23 protein-coding genes are annotated in these 22,584 nt (G+C 54.9%); 10 read left to right on the top strand and 13 right to left on the bottom strand.

The window, feature by feature from the left end; genetic code table 11:
• Positions 1 to 114: 114 nt before the first annotated feature.
• The 3 genes from GFS31_RS14350 to GFS31_RS14340 all read right to left on the bottom strand — a co-directional run bounded on the left by GFS31_RS14350 (position 115) and on the right by GFS31_RS14340 (position 4,032).
• Positions 115 to 1,404 (bottom strand): ABC transporter substrate-binding protein, encoded by a 1,290-nt coding sequence (locus tag GFS31_RS14350; RefSeq protein WP_198805465.1) that lies wholly within the window; start codon positions 1,402 to 1,404, stop codon positions 115 to 117.
• Between the two features lie 234 nt (positions 1,405 to 1,638).
• Complete coding sequence (locus GFS31_RS14345; RefSeq protein WP_198805463.1) at positions 1,639 to 2,244, bottom strand: DUF3782 domain-containing protein; 606 nt, start codon at positions 2,242 to 2,244, stop codon at positions 1,639 to 1,641.
• A 114-nt stretch (positions 2,245 to 2,358) separates the two neighbouring features.
• On the bottom strand, positions 2,359 to 4,032 hold the full coding sequence (locus GFS31_RS14340) for a GspE/PulE family protein (protein ID WP_198805462.1): 1,674 nt from the start codon (positions 4,030 to 4,032) through the stop codon (positions 2,359 to 2,361).
• Between the two features lie 1,065 nt (positions 4,033 to 5,097).
• On the opposite strand from GFS31_RS14340, the gene GFS31_RS14335 reads away from it, so the two are divergent.
• The 4 genes from GFS31_RS14335 to GFS31_RS14320 all read left to right on the top strand — a co-directional run bounded on the left by GFS31_RS14335 (position 5,098) and on the right by GFS31_RS14320 (position 8,788).
• Positions 5,098 to 5,820 carry a hypothetical protein gene (locus tag GFS31_RS14335; RefSeq protein ID WP_198805460.1) on the top strand — a complete coding sequence of 241 codons (723 nt, stop codon included), beginning with the start codon at positions 5,098 to 5,100 and terminating at the stop codon, positions 5,818 to 5,820.
• Positions 5,821 to 6,046: 226 nt separating this feature from the next.
• On the top strand, positions 6,047 to 6,571 hold the full coding sequence (locus GFS31_RS14330) for a hypothetical protein (protein WP_198805458.1): 525 nt from the start codon (positions 6,047 to 6,049) through the stop codon (positions 6,569 to 6,571).
• A 691-nt stretch (positions 6,572 to 7,262) separates the two neighbouring features.
• Positions 7,263 to 8,036: a hypothetical protein gene (locus GFS31_RS14325; protein ID WP_198805457.1), complete on the top strand. Its 774-nt coding sequence runs from the start codon at positions 7,263 to 7,265 to the stop codon at positions 8,034 to 8,036.
• A gap of 227 nt (positions 8,037 to 8,263) precedes the next feature.
• Positions 8,264 to 8,788: a hypothetical protein gene (locus tag GFS31_RS14320; RefSeq protein WP_198805456.1), complete on the top strand. Its 525-nt coding sequence runs from the start codon at positions 8,264 to 8,266 to the stop codon at positions 8,786 to 8,788.
• A gap of 149 nt (positions 8,789 to 8,937) precedes the next feature.
• On the opposite strand, the gene purT is transcribed toward GFS31_RS14320, so the two are convergent.
• The gene (gene purT, locus GFS31_RS14315; protein WP_198805454.1) at positions 8,938 to 10,137 is read right to left on the bottom strand and encodes a formate-dependent phosphoribosylglycinamide formyltransferase; all 1,200 of its coding nucleotides are present in this window, start codon (positions 10,135 to 10,137) and stop codon (positions 8,938 to 8,940) included.
• Positions 10,138 to 10,597: 460 nt separating this feature from the next.
• Between purT and pilM the strand changes: the two genes are divergently transcribed.
• The 4 genes from pilM to GFS31_RS14295 all read left to right on the top strand — a co-directional run bounded on the left by pilM (position 10,598) and on the right by GFS31_RS14295 (position 15,634).
• On the top strand, positions 10,598 to 11,704 hold the full coding sequence (gene pilM / locus GFS31_RS14310; RefSeq protein WP_198805453.1) for a type IV pilus assembly protein PilM: 1,107 nt from the start codon (positions 10,598 to 10,600) through the stop codon (positions 11,702 to 11,704).
• A gap of 2 nt (positions 11,705 to 11,706) precedes the next feature.
• Positions 11,707 to 12,489 carry a PilN domain-containing protein gene (locus GFS31_RS14305; RefSeq protein WP_198805452.1) on the top strand — a complete coding sequence of 261 codons (783 nt, stop codon included), beginning with the start codon at positions 11,707 to 11,709 and terminating at the stop codon, positions 12,487 to 12,489.
• Complete coding sequence (locus GFS31_RS14300) at positions 12,489 to 13,388, top strand: hypothetical protein (protein WP_198805450.1); 900 nt, start codon at positions 12,489 to 12,491, stop codon at positions 13,386 to 13,388. The genes GFS31_RS14305 and GFS31_RS14300 overlap by 1 nt, the downstream gene beginning before the upstream one ends.
• 119 nt (positions 13,389 to 13,507) lie before the next feature.
• Positions 13,508 to 15,634 carry an AMIN domain-containing protein gene (locus tag GFS31_RS14295; RefSeq protein ID WP_225907431.1) on the top strand — a complete coding sequence of 709 codons (2,127 nt, stop codon included), beginning with the start codon at positions 13,508 to 13,510 and terminating at the stop codon, positions 15,632 to 15,634.
• 91 nt (positions 15,635 to 15,725) lie between these two features.
• Here the strand turns inward: GFS31_RS14295 and GFS31_RS14290 are convergent, their stop codons facing one another.
• From GFS31_RS14290 to GFS31_RS14275, 4 genes are all read right to left on the bottom strand, one after another.
• Positions 15,726 to 16,070, bottom strand: coding sequence for a DUF5615 family PIN-like protein (locus tag GFS31_RS14290; protein WP_198805448.1), 345 nt, complete (start codon positions 16,068 to 16,070; stop codon positions 15,726 to 15,728).
• Positions 16,067 to 16,291, bottom strand: coding sequence for a DUF433 domain-containing protein (locus tag GFS31_RS14285; RefSeq protein WP_198808226.1), 225 nt, complete (start codon positions 16,289 to 16,291; stop codon positions 16,067 to 16,069). Before GFS31_RS14285 ends, GFS31_RS14290 begins: the two co-directional genes overlap by 4 nt.
• 151 nt (positions 16,292 to 16,442) lie before the next feature.
• Positions 16,443 to 16,805 carry a hypothetical protein gene (locus tag GFS31_RS14280; RefSeq protein ID WP_198805446.1) on the bottom strand — a complete coding sequence of 121 codons (363 nt, stop codon included), beginning with the start codon at positions 16,803 to 16,805 and terminating at the stop codon, positions 16,443 to 16,445.
• Between the two features lie 206 nt (positions 16,806 to 17,011).
• Positions 17,012 to 18,220: a DHH family phosphoesterase gene (locus GFS31_RS14275; RefSeq protein WP_198805445.1), complete on the bottom strand. Its 1,209-nt coding sequence runs from the start codon at positions 18,218 to 18,220 to the stop codon at positions 17,012 to 17,014.
• 298 nt (positions 18,221 to 18,518) lie between these two features.
• On the opposite strand from GFS31_RS14275, the gene GFS31_RS14270 reads away from it, so the two are divergent.
• Entirely contained in the window at positions 18,519 to 18,983 is a 465-nt protein-coding gene (locus GFS31_RS14270; RefSeq protein WP_198805444.1) for a carboxypeptidase regulatory-like domain-containing protein, read from the top strand.
• Positions 18,984 to 19,147: 164 nt separating this feature from the next.
• Here the strand turns inward: GFS31_RS14270 and GFS31_RS14265 are convergent, their stop codons facing one another.
• The 3 genes from GFS31_RS14265 to GFS31_RS14255 all read right to left on the bottom strand — a co-directional run bounded on the left by GFS31_RS14265 (position 19,148) and on the right by GFS31_RS14255 (position 20,528).
• A complete protein-coding gene (locus GFS31_RS14265) occupies positions 19,148 to 19,633 on the bottom strand; it encodes a photosystem I reaction center subunit XI (RefSeq protein WP_198805442.1) in 486 nt (161 codons plus the stop codon).
• A gap of 223 nt (positions 19,634 to 19,856) precedes the next feature.
• Positions 19,857 to 19,979: a photosystem I reaction center subunit IX gene (gene psaJ, locus GFS31_RS14260; RefSeq protein ID WP_190494970.1), complete on the bottom strand. Its 123-nt coding sequence runs from the start codon at positions 19,977 to 19,979 to the stop codon at positions 19,857 to 19,859.
• Positions 19,980 to 20,027: 48 nt separating this feature from the next.
• A complete protein-coding gene (locus GFS31_RS14255; protein ID WP_198805441.1) occupies positions 20,028 to 20,528 on the bottom strand; it encodes a Photosystem I reaction center subunit III in 501 nt (166 codons plus the stop codon).
• A 180-nt stretch (positions 20,529 to 20,708) separates the two neighbouring features.
• Here GFS31_RS14255 and tsaD point away from each other — a divergent pair, with 180 nt between their 5' ends.
• Positions 20,709 to 21,767, top strand: coding sequence for a tRNA (adenosine(37)-N6)-threonylcarbamoyltransferase complex transferase subunit TsaD (gene tsaD / locus GFS31_RS14250; protein ID WP_198805440.1), 1,059 nt, complete (start codon positions 20,709 to 20,711; stop codon positions 21,765 to 21,767).
• Positions 21,768 to 21,828: 61 nt separating this feature from the next.
• On the opposite strand, the gene GFS31_RS14245 is transcribed toward tsaD, so the two are convergent.
• Together GFS31_RS14245 and GFS31_RS14240 are read right to left on the bottom strand one after the other, a co-directional pair.
• Positions 21,829 to 22,002 (bottom strand): hypothetical protein, encoded by a 174-nt coding sequence (locus GFS31_RS14245; RefSeq protein WP_198805439.1) that lies wholly within the window; start codon positions 22,000 to 22,002, stop codon positions 21,829 to 21,831.
• A 337-nt stretch (positions 22,003 to 22,339) separates the two neighbouring features.
• Positions 22,340 to 22,540, bottom strand: a complete 201-nt coding sequence (locus GFS31_RS14240) for a hypothetical protein (RefSeq protein ID WP_198805437.1) — start codon at positions 22,538 to 22,540, stop codon at positions 22,340 to 22,342.
• Positions 22,541 to 22,584: the final 44 nt, after the last annotated feature.

The following is a 22,584-nucleotide window of genomic DNA, read 5'->3' as shown; positions in this document are numbered from 1 at the left end:
GTTGCCCTTATCCTAAATCCCTCGCCCTGTGGAAAAAACTTTGCGTCCTTCTGGCCCCCCTCTCCCCGTGGGAGAGGGGCTGGGGGTGAGGGCCGATGGGCTGAAGGCGCGTGCCTACCGAGCATCCCACTCGGCGGCGGCATCGGTGATGGCTTGGTCTACGGTTTTTTGGCCCAGCATGGCGGCTTGCAGGTTGTCATAGAGGATGGCTTGGAGTTGTTTGATGCCGTCCATGGCGGGAATCAGCACTTCGGCTTGGCCCATCTGGGCGGCACTGACGGAGCGGGCCTGCTCTACCCCTGGGGCGGCATTGTCGTTGACTTGGAAGTAGTCGTCTTGCAGGGCGGCGGTGGTGGAGGGCAGCACGTTGGCGGCTTGGGCAAAGGCAAGTTGGTTAGCGTCGTTGGTCACGTAAAGGGCAAAGTTAATCGCCGCTTCCGGTACATCGCTGCTGGCGGGGATGACCAGGTTCATCACGGCCACGTTCTTTTTGCCCGTGTCGCCGCTAATTTGGGGGGCGCTGCTGGTGACGGCAGCAATATCAGGGGCGTTGGTTTCGATGGTGGGGAAAAACTCGGCCCCGGTAGATAGCAGCGCCACTTCTCCGGCCTGAAACAGTTCAATGGCGCGACGGTGGCCCTGGGTCAGCACTTCCCTGGGGAGTAGGTCGTTGGTGTACAAGTCCGTCCAGTATTGGAACACAGCCTTGCCTTCGGGGGTATTAAACGCGGCCTTGCCTTGGTCGTCCACCAGTTCGACCCCCATCTGCACGAAGGATTGCAGCACATCGGCGGAATCCTCCGGCACAAAGGTGGTGAAGTAGGCGTATTTCCCGGTTTTCTCCCTCACCGCCTGGGCCACGTCCGCCAGTTCGGCATAGGTGGTGGGCGGCTCTACCCCGGCTTGCTCTAGCAGGGTTTGGTTGTAGAGGGTAACGTTGGTGGTGAGGTACCAGGGAATGCCGAAGCTTTGGCCGTTTAGCGTATTGGCCTGCCAAATGTTGGGTAAATACACCGCCCGATCTGCCTCGCTCACTTTGTCATCGAGGGGCAACCAGGCATTGCGGCTAGCCAGTTGGGCGGCAAAGTCGGGGTTGAGGTTCACCACATCCGGCGCGGTGCCAGCAGTAACGGCGGTGAGGATTTTGCTCTGCATATCGGCCCAGGGCACATCCACCCAGCGCACGGTAACACCGGGATTTTCGCTCTCGTACTGGGCGATCAACTCATTGAAATAATCGGTAAAGTCTGGCTGGAGCTGCATCGTCCAGAACTCGACTTCCTGGGTGCCATCGGCCCCGGTTCCCGACCCGCTCGGTTGTCCTCCACCACAGGCCACCAGCCAACTCAGCAGGAGTCCGGTGAAGGCAAGCAGGGTGTAACGGAACCAGGAACGTCGTTTCATAGGAGGTTGGGTCAATTTGAATGTAGTTGGCCCTCACCCTAAATCCCTCTTCCACTTTGGGAGAGGGACTTTGAAGCATTTCCGGCTCCCCTCTCCTGTATGGGAGAGGGGTTGGGGGTGAGGGCTAGGGGGACTGTGCGATCCACTCGGAATATCCGAGCCATGGCTACCACGCATCAAAGCCCTGCCTAGCAGGGTTGGCATTGATCTACCCTATCCTACCGCTAGGTGTGATTACCAACGACGGGGTTGAAAGGTGGCATCGTTGAGGATAACAACGCTATCCCCCGATTGCGCCATCACAAACAGCCCTTGTCGATAGGCGTAGCGGGCCACCTCGTCGGGCACCACCATTCCGGCCACGGCTCCCATGGCATGGACATCGCCGTAGCGGGGCATCAGCCGCTTAAATTTGCTCAGCCGTTCCAAATGTTCATCCACATCGGTCTGGGTAAGTTTGCTTTTCACTTCCACCAGGATGGCTTCCGTGGAATTTACAACCAGCAGGTCGATTTCGATGCCCTCTCCATCACGCTGGGCCGAGGCTCCAGGGTAAAACTCATGGACGGCAATGCCCCGTTCCTGAAACAAGCGCACCACCACCGGACGCACCTGCCATTCCACAAATTCCCCTAGGCGGTTGCCCAGTTTGCCCAACTGTTCGTTGAACTGCTGGTTTTGGCGACGCATCAAGCGTTCGGTTTCCTGAAAGCGTTGTTTCAATAGCTCATCGGTTTTCTGGAAGCGTTGCTCGGTTTCCTGGAAACGTCGCTCCGTCTCCTTTTGGGCCTCTGCCAGTTCGCCTAAAATTCGCCAAACTTCTTCGGATGTAGTCGCCATGGTAATGGATGATCTCCAGACGCGGGGGCGCTGAGATCCATTATGAAATACTCAACAGAAAGCCCCCCATAGGAATAGAACTCTCCCGCAGAGAAATCCCCCAATGGAAAGCCCCTAAATGGCCCGCAGACCCACATCTTCGCGGGGGGATTTGCCCGTCCGTTGAATCAACGCGCTGGAGGGAATCACCCGCTTAATTTCCTCGATGGTGGTAGCCCCCGCAGCAACTTTGGCAATGGCCGCCACCCGGAAGCAGGGATAGTCGATGCTGTGGAGGTAGTGGTTGAGTTGGGTGAGGGAGCCTTCGTAGATAATTTGGCGGACTCGGTCGTCCACATTCAGCAGTTCAATCAGGGCTTCGCGGCCTAGGTAGCCCGTGTCAAAACATTGGGTGCAGCCCCGCCCTTTGCGGAAGGACTCGGTGTTGGTTTCGCTGACCGAGAGGCCCAAAATCGCTAGCTCCTGGGCCGTAGGGGTATAGGGTTCGGCACAGTGGGGGCACACCCGCCGCACCAAGCGCTGGGCCACCACCCCCAGCAGGGCATCGCTAATCAGGCCGGGGTCGGGGCCGATGTCCTTCAGGCGAGGGATGGCCCCGATGGCGTCGTTGGTGTGCAGGGTAGTAAAGACCAGGTGCCCGGTGAGAGCAGCCCGGACGGCGGTTTCGGCAGTTTCACTATCGCGGATTTCACCGATCATAATAATGTCTGGATCCTGGCGCAGGATGGATCGCAACCCCGCCGCAAAGGTCATCCCCGCCGCCTCGTTCACCTGGGTTTGGGTAATGCCGGGAAGCACGTATTCCACCGGGTCTTCCACCGTCACCACATTCACCGAATCGGTGGCGATTTCCTTCAGGCTGGCGTAGAGGGTGCTGGTTTTGCCCGACCCCGTTGGCCCGGTGAGGATAATCATGCCCTGGGGCTGCTCTAGCCAGCTTTGGTACACCGGAAAGGTGGTGGGGGTAAAGCCAATCTCCTGAAGCGGCGTGCAGGAATTATCCTGCTTCAGCAACCGCAGCACCGCCTTTTCGCTGGCCTTACCCTTCACGCTGCTGACGCAGGGCAGGGTGTTCACCCGCAAGTCTAGGCCATAATCCATCTGGCCAAGCTGATACTTTTCGCCAATGCGGCCATCCTGGGGCCGACGACTATCGGCAATGTCCATCTCCGACATCACCTTCAGGGCCACCACCATGCGCCGCCCCACATCCGCCGGAAAGGTCGTCACCTGGCGCAGCATCCCATCAATGCGGTAGCGCACCCGCAGCCCATCCACCGTCGGCTCTAGGTGAATATCGCTGGCCCGGTTCCGCAACGCACTCAAAATCAATGTTTTAATCCGCTCAATCTGGTCATCCACCTGGGATAGATGGAGTTGGGCGGTTTCCTGCAAATTTTCCGGTAGAATTTCCCCGGTCAGCGGATCGCGCTGGGTTTCAGCACTGTTGCGATGGTGCTCGGAATTGTAGTAGCGGAACCATTGACGGTAGTGATCCGCCGTAATGGGCAGTACCTTAATGTCGGCCCCCAGACAATCTCCCAGGCTGAGACGTTGTTCTTGGTTAAGCGGGGAAATCGACCCCAAATAATAGCAATTCTGCCAAAGAATTAGGGGAACGATGGGCGGCAATCCAGGGGTGTTTTTCGTTTTCCGAAGAAACTGCTTGCACAGCGCCCGATCTACCCAAGTCACCGACCAATCATCGGTCGTGCCCTGAAATTGCTTGAGCGCATCTTCCAGGGAAATTTCACGATGCCGAAGCTGCTTTTGCAGGGAATCACTCATTGGATAATAACCGCTTAAAAAATGATTTTACTTAAACCAAAAGGTTAATCAAAGATTAATTTGACTTAACCTTGAGATAGCCTTCATCTCAGCCCATTTCTGTAGCCATAATCCAGAACGCTGCTTCCAGCTTACCAGTTCATATATTAAGATCTATATCGAGCTTTTTAGGATAAAAAGGGGCAAATTCCATAATTGATCGGACGCTCCTCAAAGCCGCGTCCGCCCCAAATCCTCCCGTACAGATTCCCCATTTCCTAGGCCGCATCAGCGCGTGAGCCTGGATAGCGGCCTATTCCGTTCGCAAGGATGACCTCAGATCCTACTGACTGAAGCCTTGAGGCCATGAACCTAGAGAAGCCTACGTACTTTCACCCATAATATCCGATCCCACCACTTCCCATGATCCTTGTCAAGTCATGCCTGCCCCGCTGATCGCAGGACAGCAAGCTCACAGACACTTCATACCTTGATTACTTTTTGGACTTTTCTTGCCTTTTGAGGGGCCATTCTAAATAGCTATCAAATTACCCGGTTAATGCCTGAAAATTTTGCCCAGAGGGAGATGAAAGCGTATTTCTACTTAAGTACCCTGCATTTTGTTGCGAATTATTATGCTATTTTTTGCTTTCTTAAGTGTCTACCCAAAGAGCTGAAACCTTTATGCAACAAGCTTTTTAGGCTGGGTCGAGATTGGTGGAGACGCTGGCTCACCCAAAAATGGTAATTCATGGGCTTGTGTCTTCAGGGAAACTACTTATAGAATAAATGTCATGCAACGGTTGAGGTGCCGTCCAATCTTCTGGGTTAAATCACTACTTCCCTGGGCGGTTCCTCAAGATATCTCAGGGTTTGCAATACACAGGTTGAATACACGATGGCTGATCTCTCCATTGTCTTGAATGGAAAGCATCGGCAGATTTACGTTCGTTTTTGATCATCACCTTAGTGATGTTCAGTTTTTAAGATCACTGATTAGCCTTGGCTCCTAGCTAAGGTTTCAGAGGCGTTTGAAGTTGGATAAATCCGTTTCGGTAAAAACTCATTTTTGGAGCCTTTAGAGCTATGAAAAAAACAAGACTTGCAGGATTAGCCGGAGCCGCCTTAATGCTGGCTAGCCCCACGGCGGCACTAGCTGCCGTATCATCAAGCGGCGTTACGCCTACAGAATTTTCAGGCGATACGGGTGGTAACGTCACTTGTGAGCAACTAGGATATGAGTTTTCTAGTGCCAGGGCTAACTATAATGATGGGTTTGATGCTTCCTTCCCGTCAGGAATTGAAGTTACAGTGACGGAGGGTAAGTTTGTTGCTTTCAGTTCAACATTTGGCATTGGGGCTGTGATTGTTAAAGGTGGCAATGCTGCCAATGTTTATGAGTACACCCCGCAAACAAGAGGTGATTCTGGCTTAGCATCACCAATCAATGCTAGTGGAAAACCTGCTGGCTTAAGCAACCTGACTTTCTGCTGGAACCCGGAGGAAGAAGTTGGTGATGAATGGTGTTCTCCTGGCTACTGGCGTCAGCCGCAACATCTTGATTCTTGGGATGCAACCGGGTTTAGCCCAGATGATTTGTTCAGCGAAAAAGTAGGTTATGTCCCTCCGCGTACCGTCAATAGAACTACTGTTGATGCTCCTACTGATCCAACGCTATTGCAAGTGTTGCAGCTTCCTCAAGTGTACGGTGGCGAGGCATTTAACGCAGTTGGCGATCTGCTTAGCGCGGCTCACCCTGATGTGAATTTCACTGGTGAACGGGTAGAAGATAGCTGCCCCCTGGACTAAGGCTATATCCTACGGCTGTAAGGTGAATTTAGCGCTGACTTTACAGCCCATGGATAGATCTCAACATCAGTTTTCCGTCGTCCTAAGAGTCAATCAGCAAGCTCTTGGGACGATGGAATCCTTGCCTAATGGGCTAAGTTTAGAGCGGATATGTGAGCACTTCTATTGATACTGATCGAGTTCTCTATCTTACTTATTTTAATTTTTCCATTGAGGGAGGTGTGATATGTCTAGTATGCGAAAGTTTGTCGTGAGCGGTTTGGTTAGCCTGGTGGGGTGGTCGGTGGTTGTCCCTGGGGCAATGGCTAGCCTAACAGGCAATGTGGATTATGTGTGTTATGCAGAATTGCCGGGTGGGTCGGTGCTAAATCTAGAACACCTTTGTGCCCCGAATAATCGTCGTCGATCTACCTCGGTTGATAACGGAATCATCAACCTGCGGCGGGGGAATGACCAACTGCTAAGAGAAATGCAAAACTTGCAGGCGGCGATAGACTCGGCTCGCACTGAGCAGGAACGTAACGCTTTGCGGCGGCAATTTGAAGAACGCTTGCCCTATTCCGACCGGGTGCGCCAACTGCAAGAGCGAGACAGTGCCCTGCGACAACAATTACGCACTACCACCAACGAGGCCCAGCGGCGATCCCTCACTCGTCAGCGGGATGCGTTGCGCCAGCAAATCCGCAATGACCCCAGCCACCAGGCTATCCGTCGAGCTAGAAGTGAAGTGTTTCAGGACATGAATCGCTAATGCCTAGCGCTTCATGACTATTTCCCAACAACAACACGATTTCAAGGCCCAGAAGTCTGGCTAAGGGTATGCCGAAATGCACGGCTCAAAGCCTTAAGGCTCCTGGGATTTTCATGAATTATATGGATGCTCTTCTAAGTATTCCCATACCTGCTTTAGCCCTTCTTGGGGGTGATGCTACAGAGTAATGTCATGAGCCTCAAGTGCTCGCTATAGTCTTTTTTGTCCGTTATGTCCTCAATGCGCAGGGGAAGGATAGGACCAAAAAACCTATAAAAAGACTTCCATAAGAGCTGAAAATATGCACCTATACGAATTTAGGTAATATAAGTCCGTAATCACCACAGATAAGTTGTCAGGGAGAATACGTAGGTGCTATGTTTTGTACCCAAGATAACAAACGCAACAACATGAGTAGTCGCTTCGTGGGTTGTAATGACTAGCCTTCTCAGTAACTTGCCGAGGAGTCCTAGAGATCGAGATAGGTAGTTTTGGCTTTGCGCTTGGTCGTTCCAAACTAGCTTTCAGAGTTTCTGCATCAACCAAGATATAGATTTAGATGATTCTGCCTTGGGCTGGAGTTGTCTATATTTAGGCGCGTGCACAACATAGTTCATCGTCAGCGATCACACGTGGTTTCAATGTTTTGTGCTTGTATCTATGTTCTCGAATTTTTGAGTGAATAAAAACAATGCAAATGTCTCATGCTAAAAAAGGTGTAGCTCTAGGCTTAGCGCTGGGCTTGGGGGTGTTCTCCACAGTTCCCCTGGTGAGTCCGGCTCAAGCCGCTACTAATCCAGTTGTTTATAGCAACTGGAGCTCTGGCAATGCTGGTGCTGAATGTGCACAACTCGAGGGTGATTACACCTATGGTTGGAAAATCGATGACGGTGGTGCGGAAGGTGCACCCAATATCACTGAAACGGCCAACTTCTATGATGTGGACGGCACCCTAGTTCATAGCAATACCCTTACGATTTCTGGCAGTGACGGCAAGGTCTTTAACTGGAGTGCTTCCGGCAACACCATTGGTGCTGTGATTGTTAAAGCTGGGCAGGGAGCTAATGTTTGGGTGTACACCCCTCAGACGGCCTCGGATACCGGGCTGTTTGGGTTTGATAATAAGGACATCAGCCACGTTACCTTTTGCTGGAACAAAGATGACGTGGTAGTCAGTAGCGAATGGTGCTCTCCGGGCTACTGGCGTCAGGCGCACCACTATGATTCTTGGGTAAACTACGCTCCCACGGATTCTTTCGTTACCGCAATAGGTTACTCACCTAGCCTGAGTCGGCAAGGGCAACGGGCTGGGGCAACCACTACTCCTAGTCTGGGCTATGTGTTGAATAATCCTCAGTACTATGGTGGCGATGCCTTCAACGCAGTTGGCGATCTGCTTAGCTATGCTCATCCTGATGTGAACTTTAACGGGGAACGGGTGGAAGATAGCTGCCCCCTGAACTAAGCCTATGTCCTACGGCTGTAAGGTGAATTTAGCACTGACTTTACAGCCCATGGATAGATCTCAATATCGGTTTTTCCGTCGTCCTAAGAGTCAATCAGCAAGCTCTTGGGGCGATGGAATCCTTGCCCAATGGGCTAAGTTTAGAGCGGATATATGGGCACTTCTATTGATACTGATCGAGTTCTCTATCTTACTTATTTTAATTTCTTCATTGAGGGAGGTGTGATATGTCTAGTATGCGAAAGTTTGTCGTGAGCGGTTTGGTCAGTCTGGTGGGGTGGTCGGTGGTCGTCCCTGGGGCAATGGCTAGCCTAACAGGCAATGTGGATTATGTGTGTTACGCAGAATTGCCGGGTGGGTCGGTACTCAACCTAGAACACCTTTGTGCCCCGAATAATCGTCGTCGATCTACCTCGGTTGATAACGGAATCATCAACCTGCGGCGGGGGAATGACCAACTGCTAAGAGAAATGCAAAACTTACAGGCGGCGATAGACTCGGCTCGCACCGAGCAGGAACGTAACGCTTTGCGGCGGCAATTTGAAGAACGGTTGCCCTATTCCGACCGGGTGCGCCAACTGCAAGAGCGAGACAGTGCCCTGCGACAACAATTACGCAACACCACCAACGAGGCCCAGCGGCGATCCCTCACTCGTCAGCGGGATGCGTTGCGCCAGCAAATCCGCAATGACCCCAGCCACCAGGCCATCCGTCGAGCTAGAAGTGAAGTGTTTCAGGACATGAATCGCTAATGTCTAGCGCTTCATTGCTATCCATTCCTCAACAACAACACGATCCCAAGGCCCAGAAGTCTGGTTAAAGGTGCGCCAAAATGCCAGGTGGCATCGGCTCAAGGGCATTTGGGGCGAGGTTTCTTTGCCCCAACGGTGGCGGGTTGGATTTATAGGATGACCTTAACCTCTTGGGCGCAGGCGATGGCGCGTTCCTTGGCCTGTTCTACGGTGTCGCCCAGGGCAAGGGCCACGCCGAGGCGGCGGTTGGGGCTGGCGGTGGGTTTGCCAAAGAGGCGAACTTTGCTGGTTGGCACTTGCAGGGCAGCTTCTAAGCCTTCGTAGCGGGGAGCATTGCTGGGGCCGGGGGCGAGGATCACCGCCGAGGCACCGGGCTGGATTTGGGTGATCTCGCCGATGGGTAGGCCCAGGATGGCCCGAACGTGCAGTTCAAATTCCGACTGGTGTTGGCTGACCAGCGTTACCATGCCCGTGTCGTGGGGGCGGGGGCTAACTTCGCTAAAGTAGACGGTTTGGGGCTGGTTAGGGGCTCCAGCGATGAACAGTTCCACGCCGAAGAGCCCCCAGCCGCCGAGGGCGTCGGTGATTTGGCGGGCGATGGCTTGGCAGGTGGCCAGGGTATCAGGGTGGAGGGGACAGGGTTGCCAGGATTCGCGATAGTCGCCGGACTCTTGGCGGTGGCCGATGGGGGGGCAGAAGTGGGTGCCGTCGCTGGCCCGCACCGTCAGCAGGGTAATTTCGGTGTCGAAGGGGATGAACCCTTCCACGATCACCCGGTCGCTTTTGCCTCGTCCGGCTTCGCGGGCATAGGCCCAGGCGGCTTTCACGTCGGCCTCCGACCGCACGGTGCTTTGGCCCTTGCCGGAGGAGCTCATGATCGGCTTTACCACGCAGGGCAGACCCACCGCATCCACGGCGGCCAGGTACTCGGCTTCGGTGGCGGCAAAGCGGTAGGGGGAAGTTTTCAGGCCCAGTTCCTCGGCGGCTAGGCGGCGGATGCCCTCGCGGTTCATAGTGAGTTGGGTGGCGCGGGCGGTGGGGATGACGCGCCAGCCCTCGGCCTCTAGGGCCACTAGGGTATCGGTGGCGATGGCTTCGACCTCTGGCACAATCAGGCTGGGCTGCTCTTGGGTGATCACCCGCCGCAGGGCCTCCCCGTCCAGCATGTCAATGACGTGGCGGCGATGGGCCAGGGCCATGGCGGGGGCGTGGTCGTAGCGATCCACCGCAATCACCTCCAGCCCCAGGCGGATAGCCTCCAGGGCTACCTCGCGCCCCAACTCGCCCGACCCCAGCAAAAGCAAACGCTGGGCCAATTCGGTGAGGGGGGTGCCAAGGGAGAGGGTCATAGGATCTACGGGGAATAAACAACGGTGGGGCGGTGGGTCAAACCGGGGGAGGCGAACGGGGCAACGGGGCCTGATCCCCATTGCCATGACGTTTCTCAATATTAATGGCTCAGTTTCCGGAAATCTCGCTAGTATCGCTGATAAGGCTAGACGTTATGACCATTGCTGGGGTCTAGGCGGCAGGGTCGTTGCTCCGGTGACGTCTCTAACGGCAGGGCGCATCTCTATCTTTTTTGCGAAGGATATCACCACCATTTTGAGCCTCTAGATCACAGTGGAAATTCTCAAACAAATTGTGTACCATTCGTTAGCGCTTGGGGGGCCGGGGTATTCTTCAGCTCTCCTTAGCATCACTAAATCCCCTATCTGCAAGGGTTTTGAGGATTTGGTTTAAGGGTTGTCGTGGCTTTGGGGCCATGGGACGAACTGGCGTTCATTTACCCACTTGGCGGATACTGTCGTGGATAGTTTAAAAGCTCTTTTTAGTCGCAAACCTCGGGGTGTGGGTATCGAACTGGCCCCCGATAAAGTCACCCTGGCCCAGCTCAAGAAACAGGGCAACAGCCTGAAGCTGGCCGCCCTAGAGTCGGTGGAGTTGCCGGAGGGGGTCTACGAGGAAGGTCAAATCATTGACTCCGCCGCCATGGCCGACGCCATTCAGGCTTTGCTGACCCAGAGCAAGGTGAAGGTGAAGCGGGCCACCACAGCCATTCCTGGGCGGGCCATTGCCAAGATTATCCCGGTGCCCTCGGAGTTGGATGACGAGGAACTGCGGGAGATGGTGCTGAACCAGGAGGCCAGCCTCTACCTGCCCTTCCCCCGCGAAGAGGCCGACGTGGACTACCAAAAGCTGGGCTACTTTGTGGATGAGGACGGCATCGAGAAGGTGAAGGTGCTGCTGGTGGGGGTACGCAAGGATTTGACCGACCCCTACATTGATGTGTTTGCCCAAGCAGGGCTGGGGCTGAATGTGCTAGAAACCTCTAGCTTTGCCCTGATTCGCACCATTCGCGAACAGCTACGGCAGTTCACACCCCAGGAAGCCGCCGCCGTGGTGGATATTGAGTTTGAAAGCACCGAAATTTCCATTGTGGTGGATGGGGTGCCCCACTTTTCCCGCACGGTGCCCACCGGAACATTTCAGATCCAAAGCGCCCTCAGTCGGGCCATGAACCTGCCTCCCTCCCGCAATACGGAGCTGCTTCAGGGGATGACCGTCCCCGTTCAGAGTATGGATACGGTGGGGGCGATGCAGGTGGGGGGCGGCACCAATCCGGGGACGACCGCCATGCTGCGGGTGCTGGGCGAGTTATCCGACGAACTGCGTCGATCCATCGACTTCTACCTCAACCAAGAGGAAGACATGGAGGTGGCCCAGTTATTGCTGGCGGGGCCGGGGGCCTCCATTGGCCAACTGGATGAGTTCTTGGCCCAGCGGTTGAGCATTCCCACCAGCCAGATTGACCCGATTTCGGCCCTGTCCTTAGAGCTAACCGAGGACATCCCCGAAAGTCAGCGGGCGGGGCTGGCCACGGTGATTGGGTTGGGCCTACGGGAGGTGATGTAGCCATGTATAGCCTCGATATTAACTTTCTCAAGGATCGTGAAGTTCGCGTCTATGACGCTAAACCAAGGGCCAAGGGCGGCGGTGGCGGCGCAGCTCCGGCGGATCGGCGACCGCTCATCTATGGCTTGCTGGGGGCCTTGGTGCCCATTGGTTTGGCTGGGGTCTACTGGATTGTCAGCCAGGGGCAGCTCCGGCAGCTCCAGGCCCGCAAGGTGTCGCTAGACAACGAACTTGCTCAAATTCAGGCTCAGCTTGCCGAGGCTGGCAACATTCAGGGGCAAATTGATGCCGTGCGGGCCGAAAACAGCGCCTTTGTCTCTATTTTTAACGAGATTGTGCCTTGGTCGGCCTTGCTGGAGGATATTCGCGACCGCACCCCCAGCCGCATTCAAATCACTACCATTACCCAGGATGGCGGCCTGATCCCAGCCATTACCCCAGAGGCCACCGTTGCCTCAGCGGGGGGGCTCACCATTGAGGGGGTAGCCTGCTCCTTTGAGGACATCAACGACTTTGCCCTGGTGCTGCAACGGTCGCCCCTGCTGGAGGCGGGTACTGTGGCTATTACCGAGGCGGATCAGCAGGATGAACTCTTGGATCCCCAGGTTCAGGGCCGCTGCCCTGGGACGCCGCCCAATGTGCCCAGCTACCTAGTGGACTACACCCTCCGCGCCAACATTACCAGCACCCCCTCTGCCGAGTTAATTGATGAACTAGAGCGGCAGGGAGCGGTCGGTCTCGTAGCCCGGTTACGTGCCCTCAGAGAAACAGGAGTGATCGAGTAATGACGGCATCTGGCGATTTTATGCCCGTTGAGGAGGGCCAAGAGTTTGACCTTGGCCCCGCCTATCCCACGGTGTTTGGGATGCAGCTTACCCCTCCGGTGCAGGCTTTGGCCATTGTGCTGCTGGGGGTGGCGGCGTCCTTTGCGCTGTATAACTTCCTGGTGCGGCCTGTGCGACAGCAAATTACCGCTGTCCAGACCGAAGTTAACACCGTCCAGGCCCAGGTAGATCAGCAGCGGGCCAGTCTGCAAGATTTGGCGGTGCTCCAAGCCCAGTTGGATGAGGTCATTCAGCAACGGGTGGCGGTCTATGGTCTGTTGGGCACTAGCACCAGCCTCGAAACTCTGCTGATTGACATCAACCAACAGATTCAGAACAGCAATGCCGCCATTGAAGACGTGCTGCGCTCTGACTTTGACCGCATCGACCAAGGGCAACTGGCGGGGCTGGGGCTAAATCAGGCCCAAATTGCCCGGATTCGGGCCGAATTTGCTGGAGATCCAGTCATTCAGCGGGTGCTCTATGCCTCTGAGCTTTGGGAGTTTACCCCCACGGAAGTGATCCCCTGGGCCGCTGCCCCGGTAGAACTGGAGGGCAAAATCAATTCCCAGTCTGTGTCCGTGAGTATGCAGGCGTTGTTTCCCCAAACCCTGAATATTCTCCGCAACATCGAGCGGCTAGAACCCCTGATTGTAATCCGTGACCTTGAACAGGAGCAGGCCCCCCTGCGGGCAGGCATTTCCGAGGAGCAGGTGCAGGGCATTACCCGTCCACTGAATACCACCTTCACCCTAGAGGTCTTGGTGCCTGCCATTGATCCCACCGAACCACCCCCGCCGCCGCCCCCGCCGGAGGCCGAAGCTGGAGCCGAAGGTGCGCCGCCGCCGGAGGGTGGCTAACGCTAATTCCATCTACCACAGCCCTGATCCTGCATCGCTGAACATCCTGAAAACCTGCCACCGCAACCGTGAATGAGGAGTGACCTGTGAACCCTTTAACCCGTTTATCCCCCCTGTTGATGAGTGGTGCGCTCCTTGCCCTGGTGGCATCTCCGGCCACGGCGGCAGCTAGCATCACCAATGTCCGCCTCAACCCCACTGCCCAGGGCCTAGACCTCGTGTTTGACACCGAGGGCGGCAATGGCGATGTCTTTACCGTCCACCAGGGCAATACCCTGCGGGCCGACCTTACCCGCACCCAGCTCAATTTGCCCGAAGGCGAGCTTTTCCAACAGGAGAACCCCGCTCCCGGCATTGCCAGTGTTTCGGTGGTGCCCCTCGATGCCAACAGTGTCCGTGTCACCATTGAAGGCACCGACCAAGCCCCCGTCAGCCAAATCAATTCCCGCCGCAACCGGGTCGTCCTCTCCCTGCGGCCCGATGGCGAAACCCGCCAAGCGCCCACCCCCGTCCCCGATACCCTGGTGACGGTACCCGGCCCCGAAACGCCCCCCGCCCTAGCCCAGGCCGCTGAACCTATCCCCGTTATGCCGCCCCCGGCCCAGCCCGATGTGCTGGTGCCTAACCCCGAAGTGGTAATCGACGGTGTGCCCGTGCCCCGGCCCCAACTGCAACAGGCTCCCCCTTTCTTGCCCCGTGCTGTGGCTCCCCCGGTGGGCGATATGTCCTTTGCGGAAACCACGATTATTCCATTCACCATTGACCTCGGTACCAATGAGCGCATCCCTCGCCTACTGTTGCGTGATGCCCCTGCCCGCGAAGTTCTGGGCCTTCTGGCACGGGCCGCTGGCATGAATTTGGTCTTCGCCCCTGGTACGGCTGGCAGTAGTGCTCCGGGAGAAGGCAATTCAGATACATTGGTCAGCCTCGATATTGAAAATGAATCGGTGCAGGATGTGTTTAACCACGTCCTCCGTATTTCTGGCCTACAGGCTAACAGGGTGGGCCGCTCAATCTATGTTGGACCAAGATTACCCGATGGTGCCCGAAGCCTTGTCAGTCGAACACTTCGCTTAAATCAAGCTGGAGCTGTTCAAGCGGCTGGTTTTTTGGCATCTTTGGGTGCTGAAGCTACGCAGTTGGTGACTCGTCCCCAAATTGAAACTGTATCTATTGAAGGAAGTGATGAAAATACACTTCCTATCACAAGAGTTCTTGAATTTGATTCCACACAAATTGTGCCTCTCACCTTTAGTCCTCCTGATGATAGTCAGGTGGCAACACCTCTTCGTGGACTACAAGTTGTCACTGATGATCGACTCAACTCCATTACTCTAATCGGCGAAACTGCGTTAGTTAACCTAGCAAGTGAGTACGTTACTCGATTAGATTTACGCCGTCGTCAAGTTGCTGTTAATGTCAAAATTATTGACATTAATCTCAGCGCCATTGATCGATTTGGCACCAGTTTCTCAACAGCGGTTGGAGATCTGGGTATCATCAATACAGGTGGTGCTGGGGTAATTAATTTTGGAGGCAGGTCTCCTGCTGGAGTACCTTCACCGATTGCGCCAGGAGGTATTACTTCAGTCAATCCTGGTGCTTCTCTCTTCTCAATTCCGTCGCAAATTCTAGTCCAAATTCAAGCTCAAGTTAGCAGCGGAAACGGCAAAATTCTGACTGACCCTACCTTAATTGTCCAGGAAGGTCAAGCTGCTTCTGTCAACCTGACCCAGGATGTCGTCACTGATATCACGTCAACGGTATCTACCAGCACACCACCTGTCATTACTACAACAGTTGATCGAACGCCTGCTGGCTTAACCTTGAACCTTCAGGTAGAAAGAATCGATGATAATGGCTTCGTCACGCTCAACGTAGCGCCGCGAGTTACATCATTGACAGGTTCACAAACGATTAATACGGCGGCAGGGGCTAACGTGATTGGCCTCTTATCAACCCGTGAGGTGTCATCTGGTTCCATCCGTCTACGGGATGGACAAACCTTGCTGCTTACCGGGATCATTCAAGAATCTGAACGTACAGACGTCAGCAAGGTACCAATCTTAGGGGATATTCCCATCCTGGGTGCTTTATTCAGGAGCGAAACCACAACTAGCAGCAGGAATGAGGTGTTGGTAATGGTAACGCCTCAAGTTCTAGATGACTCTGACCAAGCGATTTGGGGCTATCGTTATACTCCCAGCGAGCAAGTGCAGGAAATCCTAGAGAATCCCCGGCGTTAGCAACGGGCTGTATTGAGTACGTTTTGAAGACCACCTAGCGGTTTTGCTGGGTGGTTTTTTGTGAAGAAAATGGGAATGGTGGCGGTGGGGGCTAGCTATTGATATTGCCAATTTCAATCATCATCATTTCCTGATTCAGTTGTTCTAGGGCTTCAGGTAGCGTCAGCATCAGTAATTGACGCAAGTTTCGATTGGTTACATTTCCGCAGGTCAGCCATAAAATTTGCGGCGGAATTCCTAATCGACAAACCAAGTCAATAAAATCGCTATCCTTAGTCAAAATTATTGCGCCTTCAGATCTAGCAGCCTCAAAAATTTCAATATCTTTGGCATCTCGTAGCGATAGTTCTCGCAGCGCGTAGGCTTCTACGCTAAAAGTATCAGATAGCCAATTTGCCAAAGTTGGCGGCGGTTGAGCATCAACCCAAATCTTCATGCCGTCAATCGTGGAAAATCAGTGCGTCGTGCGGCGAAAATCAGACAGGCTTGAATATCAGCCAATTCTAAATCAGGAAAATTCTCCAGAATTTCGGTGCTGCTCACATTTTCAGCCAGCATTTCTAAAATATCAGCCACTCGGATTCGCATGCCACGAATACACGGCTTACCGCCACACTGCCCAGGCGTTTGGGTAATGCGGCTAAGCAGGCTAGACATTGAAGGATTTATAACCATTACCTTTGTGGACTTCATATCCCGTGTTAAGGACAGGACACTGTAGGTTCCGTCGCGAGGTTTTTGGGATAGAGCACCTTTTGTTAGGCCATTTTCTACTCCCCATACTCCTGCAAAAAAGCGACAAAATCGGCTATGGCTGATCGGGTTTCGTCTCTGGGATCGAGTTGATATTGTACTTGGAGAACAATCCATCGATTTTGGATTCTAGCTCGGCGAGCCGCGCGTTCTCGCTCCTCGTCTGCAAGATCATCGCGTCGAGTTTCGCGTTCTCTTGCTCGTCGTCTTTCTTCCTCTGCTCGTAGTCTTTCTCTCTCTGCTCGTAATCGTTCATCGTTTGCCTGTGTTCGGCTTCGGCTTCCAGTGTGCCACTCAAGGCCGAGATTAACCACGAGAGCCGCTGACCCCAGACTGAACGCCAGGAGGCTCCACTGGAGGGAGGTGAGGTGGAGGAATTTGCTTTCGGTGTTGCCATAGAACCGGAGAAGCGCTGCAAGGGCGAAAAGAAAGGTGGTTAACGTCCGGGGAAGGAGAGCTAGGAAACTGACCAAGGCGGCTTTACCAAACCTCGTTATTGGCCATCTTAGCCCAAACGTTCCATGGCTTACCCATATCCTTGCTGACGATTCGCTTCTGCGCCTCGAATCTACCTTGTAATCTGTTCATCTGACGGAACCTCTTGGTACTCTGGTGAGGAGAAATCTAGTCCGTCGTGATAATGCCCTCTTCGGGGTTCACCAAACGCCAGAGTTTTTGTTTGATTTGCATATCAAAGACATCCCACTTCAGGCGGTTATAGTCGGGGTTTTCGTAGAAACCAGAGAGGAAACCAACGGGAATTTCAAAGCCTCCGGCCATGGAACGGCCTCCACCAAAAAAACGCCCTGCCCCATCTTGGCCAAAGGCTTCTTTGATAAATTCATCGGGGTCTAGGGTAATTTTGCTGGTACGAAGAGAGCCGATCACCACCTCCCGTTCTTCGTCTTCATCGTGGACGATGCCGTAGACCACAGCGGTGTGGATATTTTCTTCGGTGACAAGGAAATCGGCGGCTTGGGGAATGGCGTCCCGGTCTTCGTAGCGCAGGTAGCCCACCCCAGCAATGGAGACGTTGTTTTGCACCTTGCGGTTGCGGAGGGATCGTTCAATTACATCCATCACCCGCTTGGATCGGGAGGCTTGGAGGACAGCGTTGAGGAGTTGGCCATCGTAGAACTGGCTGAGGTAGGCGGCGGCCAAAAAGTCATCGGCGGCGGCGTTCATCAGTTGGTTGGTGTCTGCCCGCAGGCCGTGCATTAGGGCGGTGGCACATTTGCTGTGCTTGGTGTTGCTGCGGTCTAGGCGCAACAAGCCTTGCTGGAGGTATTGCGTCAGAATGGTGGCGGTGGCGCGAATGTGGGGCCGCAGATCAATGTATTCGGCGTCTAGGTCATCCTGGGGCGCGTGGTGGTCAATCACCAGAGTCAGCGGAACTCCGGCCTTGCGGACGGTGTGGTAGAGCTGGCTGGTGGTGCCTTGGTTATCCACCAGCACAATGCCCTGATACTGGGACAGGTTGGGGCCGTCGTTGTTGGTCAGCGTCCAGCGGCGGGCGGGCAACCCCGTCAGCTTCACGAGGGCGATGTTTTCTTGGTGGCTGAGGGTGCCGCCATAGAAAATGTCGCACTCGATGCCGTAGGTGGCGGCAATCAGCTTATAGGCCCAGGCCGACGACAGGGCATCGGGGTCTGGAAAATCTTGCAGCAAAATAATCTGCCGTTCCCCTCGGTGGGCTTCCAGCAGCTTCCGCACCGCCGGAACCGGACAGTCGGATTCTTGGTCGATATTCGCCAACACAATCGTCCCCCTTCCGTTGGCAGACTCCACCGGAACAGAGACATCAGCACTGGAGTCTAAAATTGTGGTTGCCATAGGATTTGACAGAACGAGGGTTGACGAAAGATAACGGCCACGGAAAGATGTTCCCACCGCTAGCAGGGCAGCACCCCAGGGCAACAACGGCGGGACAAGGACAACATTAAGACCAAAGTGTGACAGACCAGCGCTAGGAGGCTAGGGCTGCCACTAAGACTATTATGACAAATCCTTGAATTGGGCAAAATAGCGATGGCGTTCATTCCCCAGGGCTGCGGTTCTAATCTCCCCCAGGGGTAGGGCGATAGCTGAACCAATCGCTACAATGGGCACTGTCCCTCACGATTTCCCTGTCATGAAAAGCTTACTTGTGGCGCTGGTTGCCTGTCTTGCCTTGGTGGGCCTGCCCAGTGCCGCCTGGGCACACCAAGTAGAAACCTTCTTCACCCTTGGCGATCAGCTAGAGTTTCAATCTGTTTTGGGGGGAGAGGAACCCTTCGCTGGGGCCACCGTTACCATCCATGCCCCCAACCAGCCCAGCCGCCCTTGGCAAACCCTGATGACCGATGATGAAGGCCGTTTTGCCTTTCTCCCCGACGAAGCTATTCCCGGCAACTGGGAAGTCGCCATCGAATCCGAAGACGTGAGCCACGCCGACTATTGGGTTGTGCCCGTGGGTGCAAAGGGCATCATCTACGACGCCATTAGCCTAGACGACAGCCTAGATCGCCATTACATCATCGCCGCCGCCACCCTCATGCCCTGGCTGATGGCCGTCGTCAGCGGCCTTGGCTGGACGTGGTGGAAAAAACGTCGTTAGCCCCACGGCCCCGGCGGGTACATGGACGCCAAGCAATCCCCCCATCCTCCATCGCAACACAAAGCCGCCCAGAATCTAGAACTCCGGGCGGCTTTTGTTGAGGGGGCAGCGGGGTTAGCGCTCACCCCCAGGAAAGGGGCTGGGGGTGAGGGACAGTTCCGCTTTTAGCTGTGGCCACCGCTCACCAGTCCGGTCAACATGGGCATATTCGCCGCCAGCAGGTAGGCAAAGGTGGCCCCGCCGATGCCGCCGATGAGGAAGCTTCCGGCAAATTCGCTCCAGCCTTCGTTGGTATCAAAACCAGAGGGCGGGGTGAAGGGCGCGGTGGCCTTGGTAACGGCGGAGTTGATGCCAGCCCCAGAGTAGATGGACAGGCAAGCGGTGAGGATCACCACCAGGGCAGCAGCGCCAAGCAGACCAGCCAGACCAGGGATATCAGAATCCCGCAGGGGGCCAAGCAGGGCGAAGGGGCCATAGAGCAGGTAGCCGTGGGCCATGCCAATTTCTAGGCCACGACGCTGGGGAGACAGACCAGCCCGGTAGGCGGGCAGGTTGCCAATGAAGGCTTTGGTAAAGGCCGATGAGTTGACGGGGGTTTCGAGGTTGCCGATTTGGGGATCGCCAAAGGCGGGCTTAATCATGTCGGACATAGGATGTCGTTCTCCAACTCAAACAGGTATCACAGCAATAAAAGTGACTGCTTATGTAGCTCTGGTCGGTATCGCTGGGCGAGGGGATCGCTAGGCGATAGGGACAGTCTTGAACCTCATAAAACAGTCACTCAGACCTTGGAACAGCTTAGAAAAGATGAACCTTCTCCTGACTTCAAAGGACTTCAAAGCAGGATGGGTTCCCTTAACCCCTAGGGTTTCCCTAGGGATGGAGCAGCAGGTCGGGGAAGAAGCGGTTGAATTCGATGATGATGCCAGCGGTGATGACCATCCAAACGGTGGCCAACACCGGAGCGGTAGACAGATACTTGAGCAGGTTATCCATGGAATTTTCTCCTGAACAGCAAGGAATACATCAGGGGGCTAGGGTTGCCTAGCGAGGGGAAACGGTGATCTCGTCGTCTTTGGCAAACATGGCACCGCTGGCGATGTCCTTGAACGCCGCGAGAGGCCATGCAAAACCAGTCAGAGAGCACTTGACGGCCAGGGGCACGTCGATGATGATTTCCTTCTCTTCGGGGCTCTTCTCGCCACGCACGGCGATCAGGTAGGAGCGACCCACCCAGCCAATCCAACCCGCGATGTACAGGAAGAGCAGGCTAGGAATTAGGAATTCCCCGGCGTGGGCCAGATCACCATCTACCACCAGGTGGGGTAGACCGTCGGTGCCGCACAGCAGGCTAGAGTTTCCATAGAAATCGAAGCGAGCCTTGGCCTGTTCCGTCTTGGCCGCAGCGGCCCGCTTCAGGAAGGCTTCGTTTTGGCCACAGGGGGTGAGGCCAGAGACGTTATCGCCAGCAATGCTAGCGGAGGCCGGGGCCGCAATCCCGAACCAGAGACAAATGACCAGAGCTACAGCAAAAAACCGTCGCATAAACTGTTCCTTTTAATGACCGAAGAAACTGGGGCGATTCAAACGAACGTTAAGTTTTTTGTACAAAAATTCACCCAACTTGGAGGCCATAATACCCCGCCGCCGAAACAGCGTAAAGCTAAGATCGGTAGGGTGTTTACATCTCTACAAATTTCCTCAAACGTTACGTCCCTTAACCCAATGGCCACGATTTTAGCGCTTGAAACCAGTTGTGACGAAACGGCGGTGGCAATTGTCCGCGACCGCACCGTCCTCAGTAGCGTCGTTTCCACCCAGATCGACATCCACCAACGCTACGGCGGCATTGTGCCCGAAGTGGCTTCCCGCCAGCACGTCCTCACCCTGGGGACGGAGCTAGAGGCGGCTTTGGACAAGGCAGGGCTGGATTGGGGAGAGATCGACGGCATCGCCGCCACCAGTGCCCCCGGCCTGGTCGGTGCGCTGATGGTGGGCCTAACAGCGGGAAAAACCTTGGCCATGGTTCACAACAAGCCATTTTTGGGCGTCCACCACCTAGAAGGGCACATCTACGCCAACTATCTCGCCCAGCCCGACCTCCAGCCGCCCTACCTCTGTCTGCTGGTTTCTGGCGGACACACTAGCCTGATCGGCGTCAACGACTGCGGCAACTACAAAACCCTGGGCCAAACCCGCGACGATGCAGCGGGGGAAGCCTTCGATAAAGTAGCGAGGCTCCTAGGACTGGGCTATCCCGGCGGGCCAGTGATTGATCGCCTTGCCAAGGAAGGTAACGATAAGGCTTTTCCCCTGCCAGAAGGCAACATTTCGTTACCAGAGGGTGGCTTCCATCCCTATGACTCCAGCTTTAGCGGTCTAAAAACGGCGGTGCTGCGCCTGGTGGAAAAACTCAGGGCGGAGGGCGTCGATCCTTTACCCGTAGCCGATTTAGCGGCAAGTTTCCAAGCGACCGTGGCCAAAAGCCTGACCAAACGAGCAATCAACTGCGCCCGCGACCACGGCTTTACCACCATCGCGGTCGGCGGTGGCGTTGCGGCCAATAGCGCCCTGCGGCACCATTTACAGACTGCCGCAGAGGCCCACAGCCTGCGTGTCCTCTTTCCGCCCCTCAGCCTCTGCACCGACAACGCTGCCATGATTGCCTGCGCCGCTGCCGATCACTTTAACCGAGGCCACCGATCCACCTTTAGCCTCAGCGCCCAATCTCGCCTAGACCTCAGCCGAGTGATGGAACTCTACCCCGATCACCCTAGGGCCTAACCTGTCCCCGCCTAGATGAAGCTCCGCCTCCCCCGCCCACCTGAGTCGGTGATGAGGGCAATCACAATCGTGCGGGGTTGGGCTTGGGGAGAATGGCCAACAGATCTTCTGTGGCATCGCTATTGTCGCGCTCTACGAGGTAAGCCAAGAAATCTAGCACCACGGCCAATCGCTCTTGGGACAGTTGATCAACATAGCGATAAATCTGTTCCCGCGTATCCGATGAGTTCAGCATAGGCCGCTCGTTACATAGGTTGTCTTATTGTAAAACCCTGAGCAGGAAGAATGGTGGATGATGCCTACTACGAATTTGTGCTATCCACGTCGTAACAATTGGTCATATTCTGCATGGGTTCCAATCCAAAACTATGCGATATTGTCGCCTTCCTCTATGGCCAGAGCGCGATAGTGAATCCCAATCCGAACTGACCAAAATTGGCCCGCTTTTTTGAAATGCAATGACGGATATCGAGAATCTTGCTTGAGTAGCTCGTAGCATCGATCTGCTAGTTCTTGAATTTCATCGGGTAATTGCCGATAGTGATACCAGAAGTCAGGCGTTGCGCGATGTCTCACAGATCGGTACAGCGCCCTTCTTGCAAGTGCTGCCGCGCCCGCGCTGCTAATTCATCGAGGCAACTAGCAGCAACATCTTCTTCAAACTGCCGATCCCATAGCTCAGCATCGAACTCTGCAAACCAGACCCGGAAAGCAGCAAGCTCATCGGCGAATAGCTTACTGATAGCACTTTCAATTTCTTGCAGGCTATTCATACAAAGATGCAGCGGTGAAGTCGTCTAAACGTTCAGTCCCAATA

This window comes from Leptolyngbya sp. BL0902 (genome assembly GCF_016403105.1).
Taxonomy (GTDB): Bacteria; Cyanobacteriota; Cyanobacteriia; order Phormidesmidales; family Phormidesmidaceae; genus Nodosilinea.
This window is presented reverse-complemented; position numbering and strand designations above follow the sequence as displayed.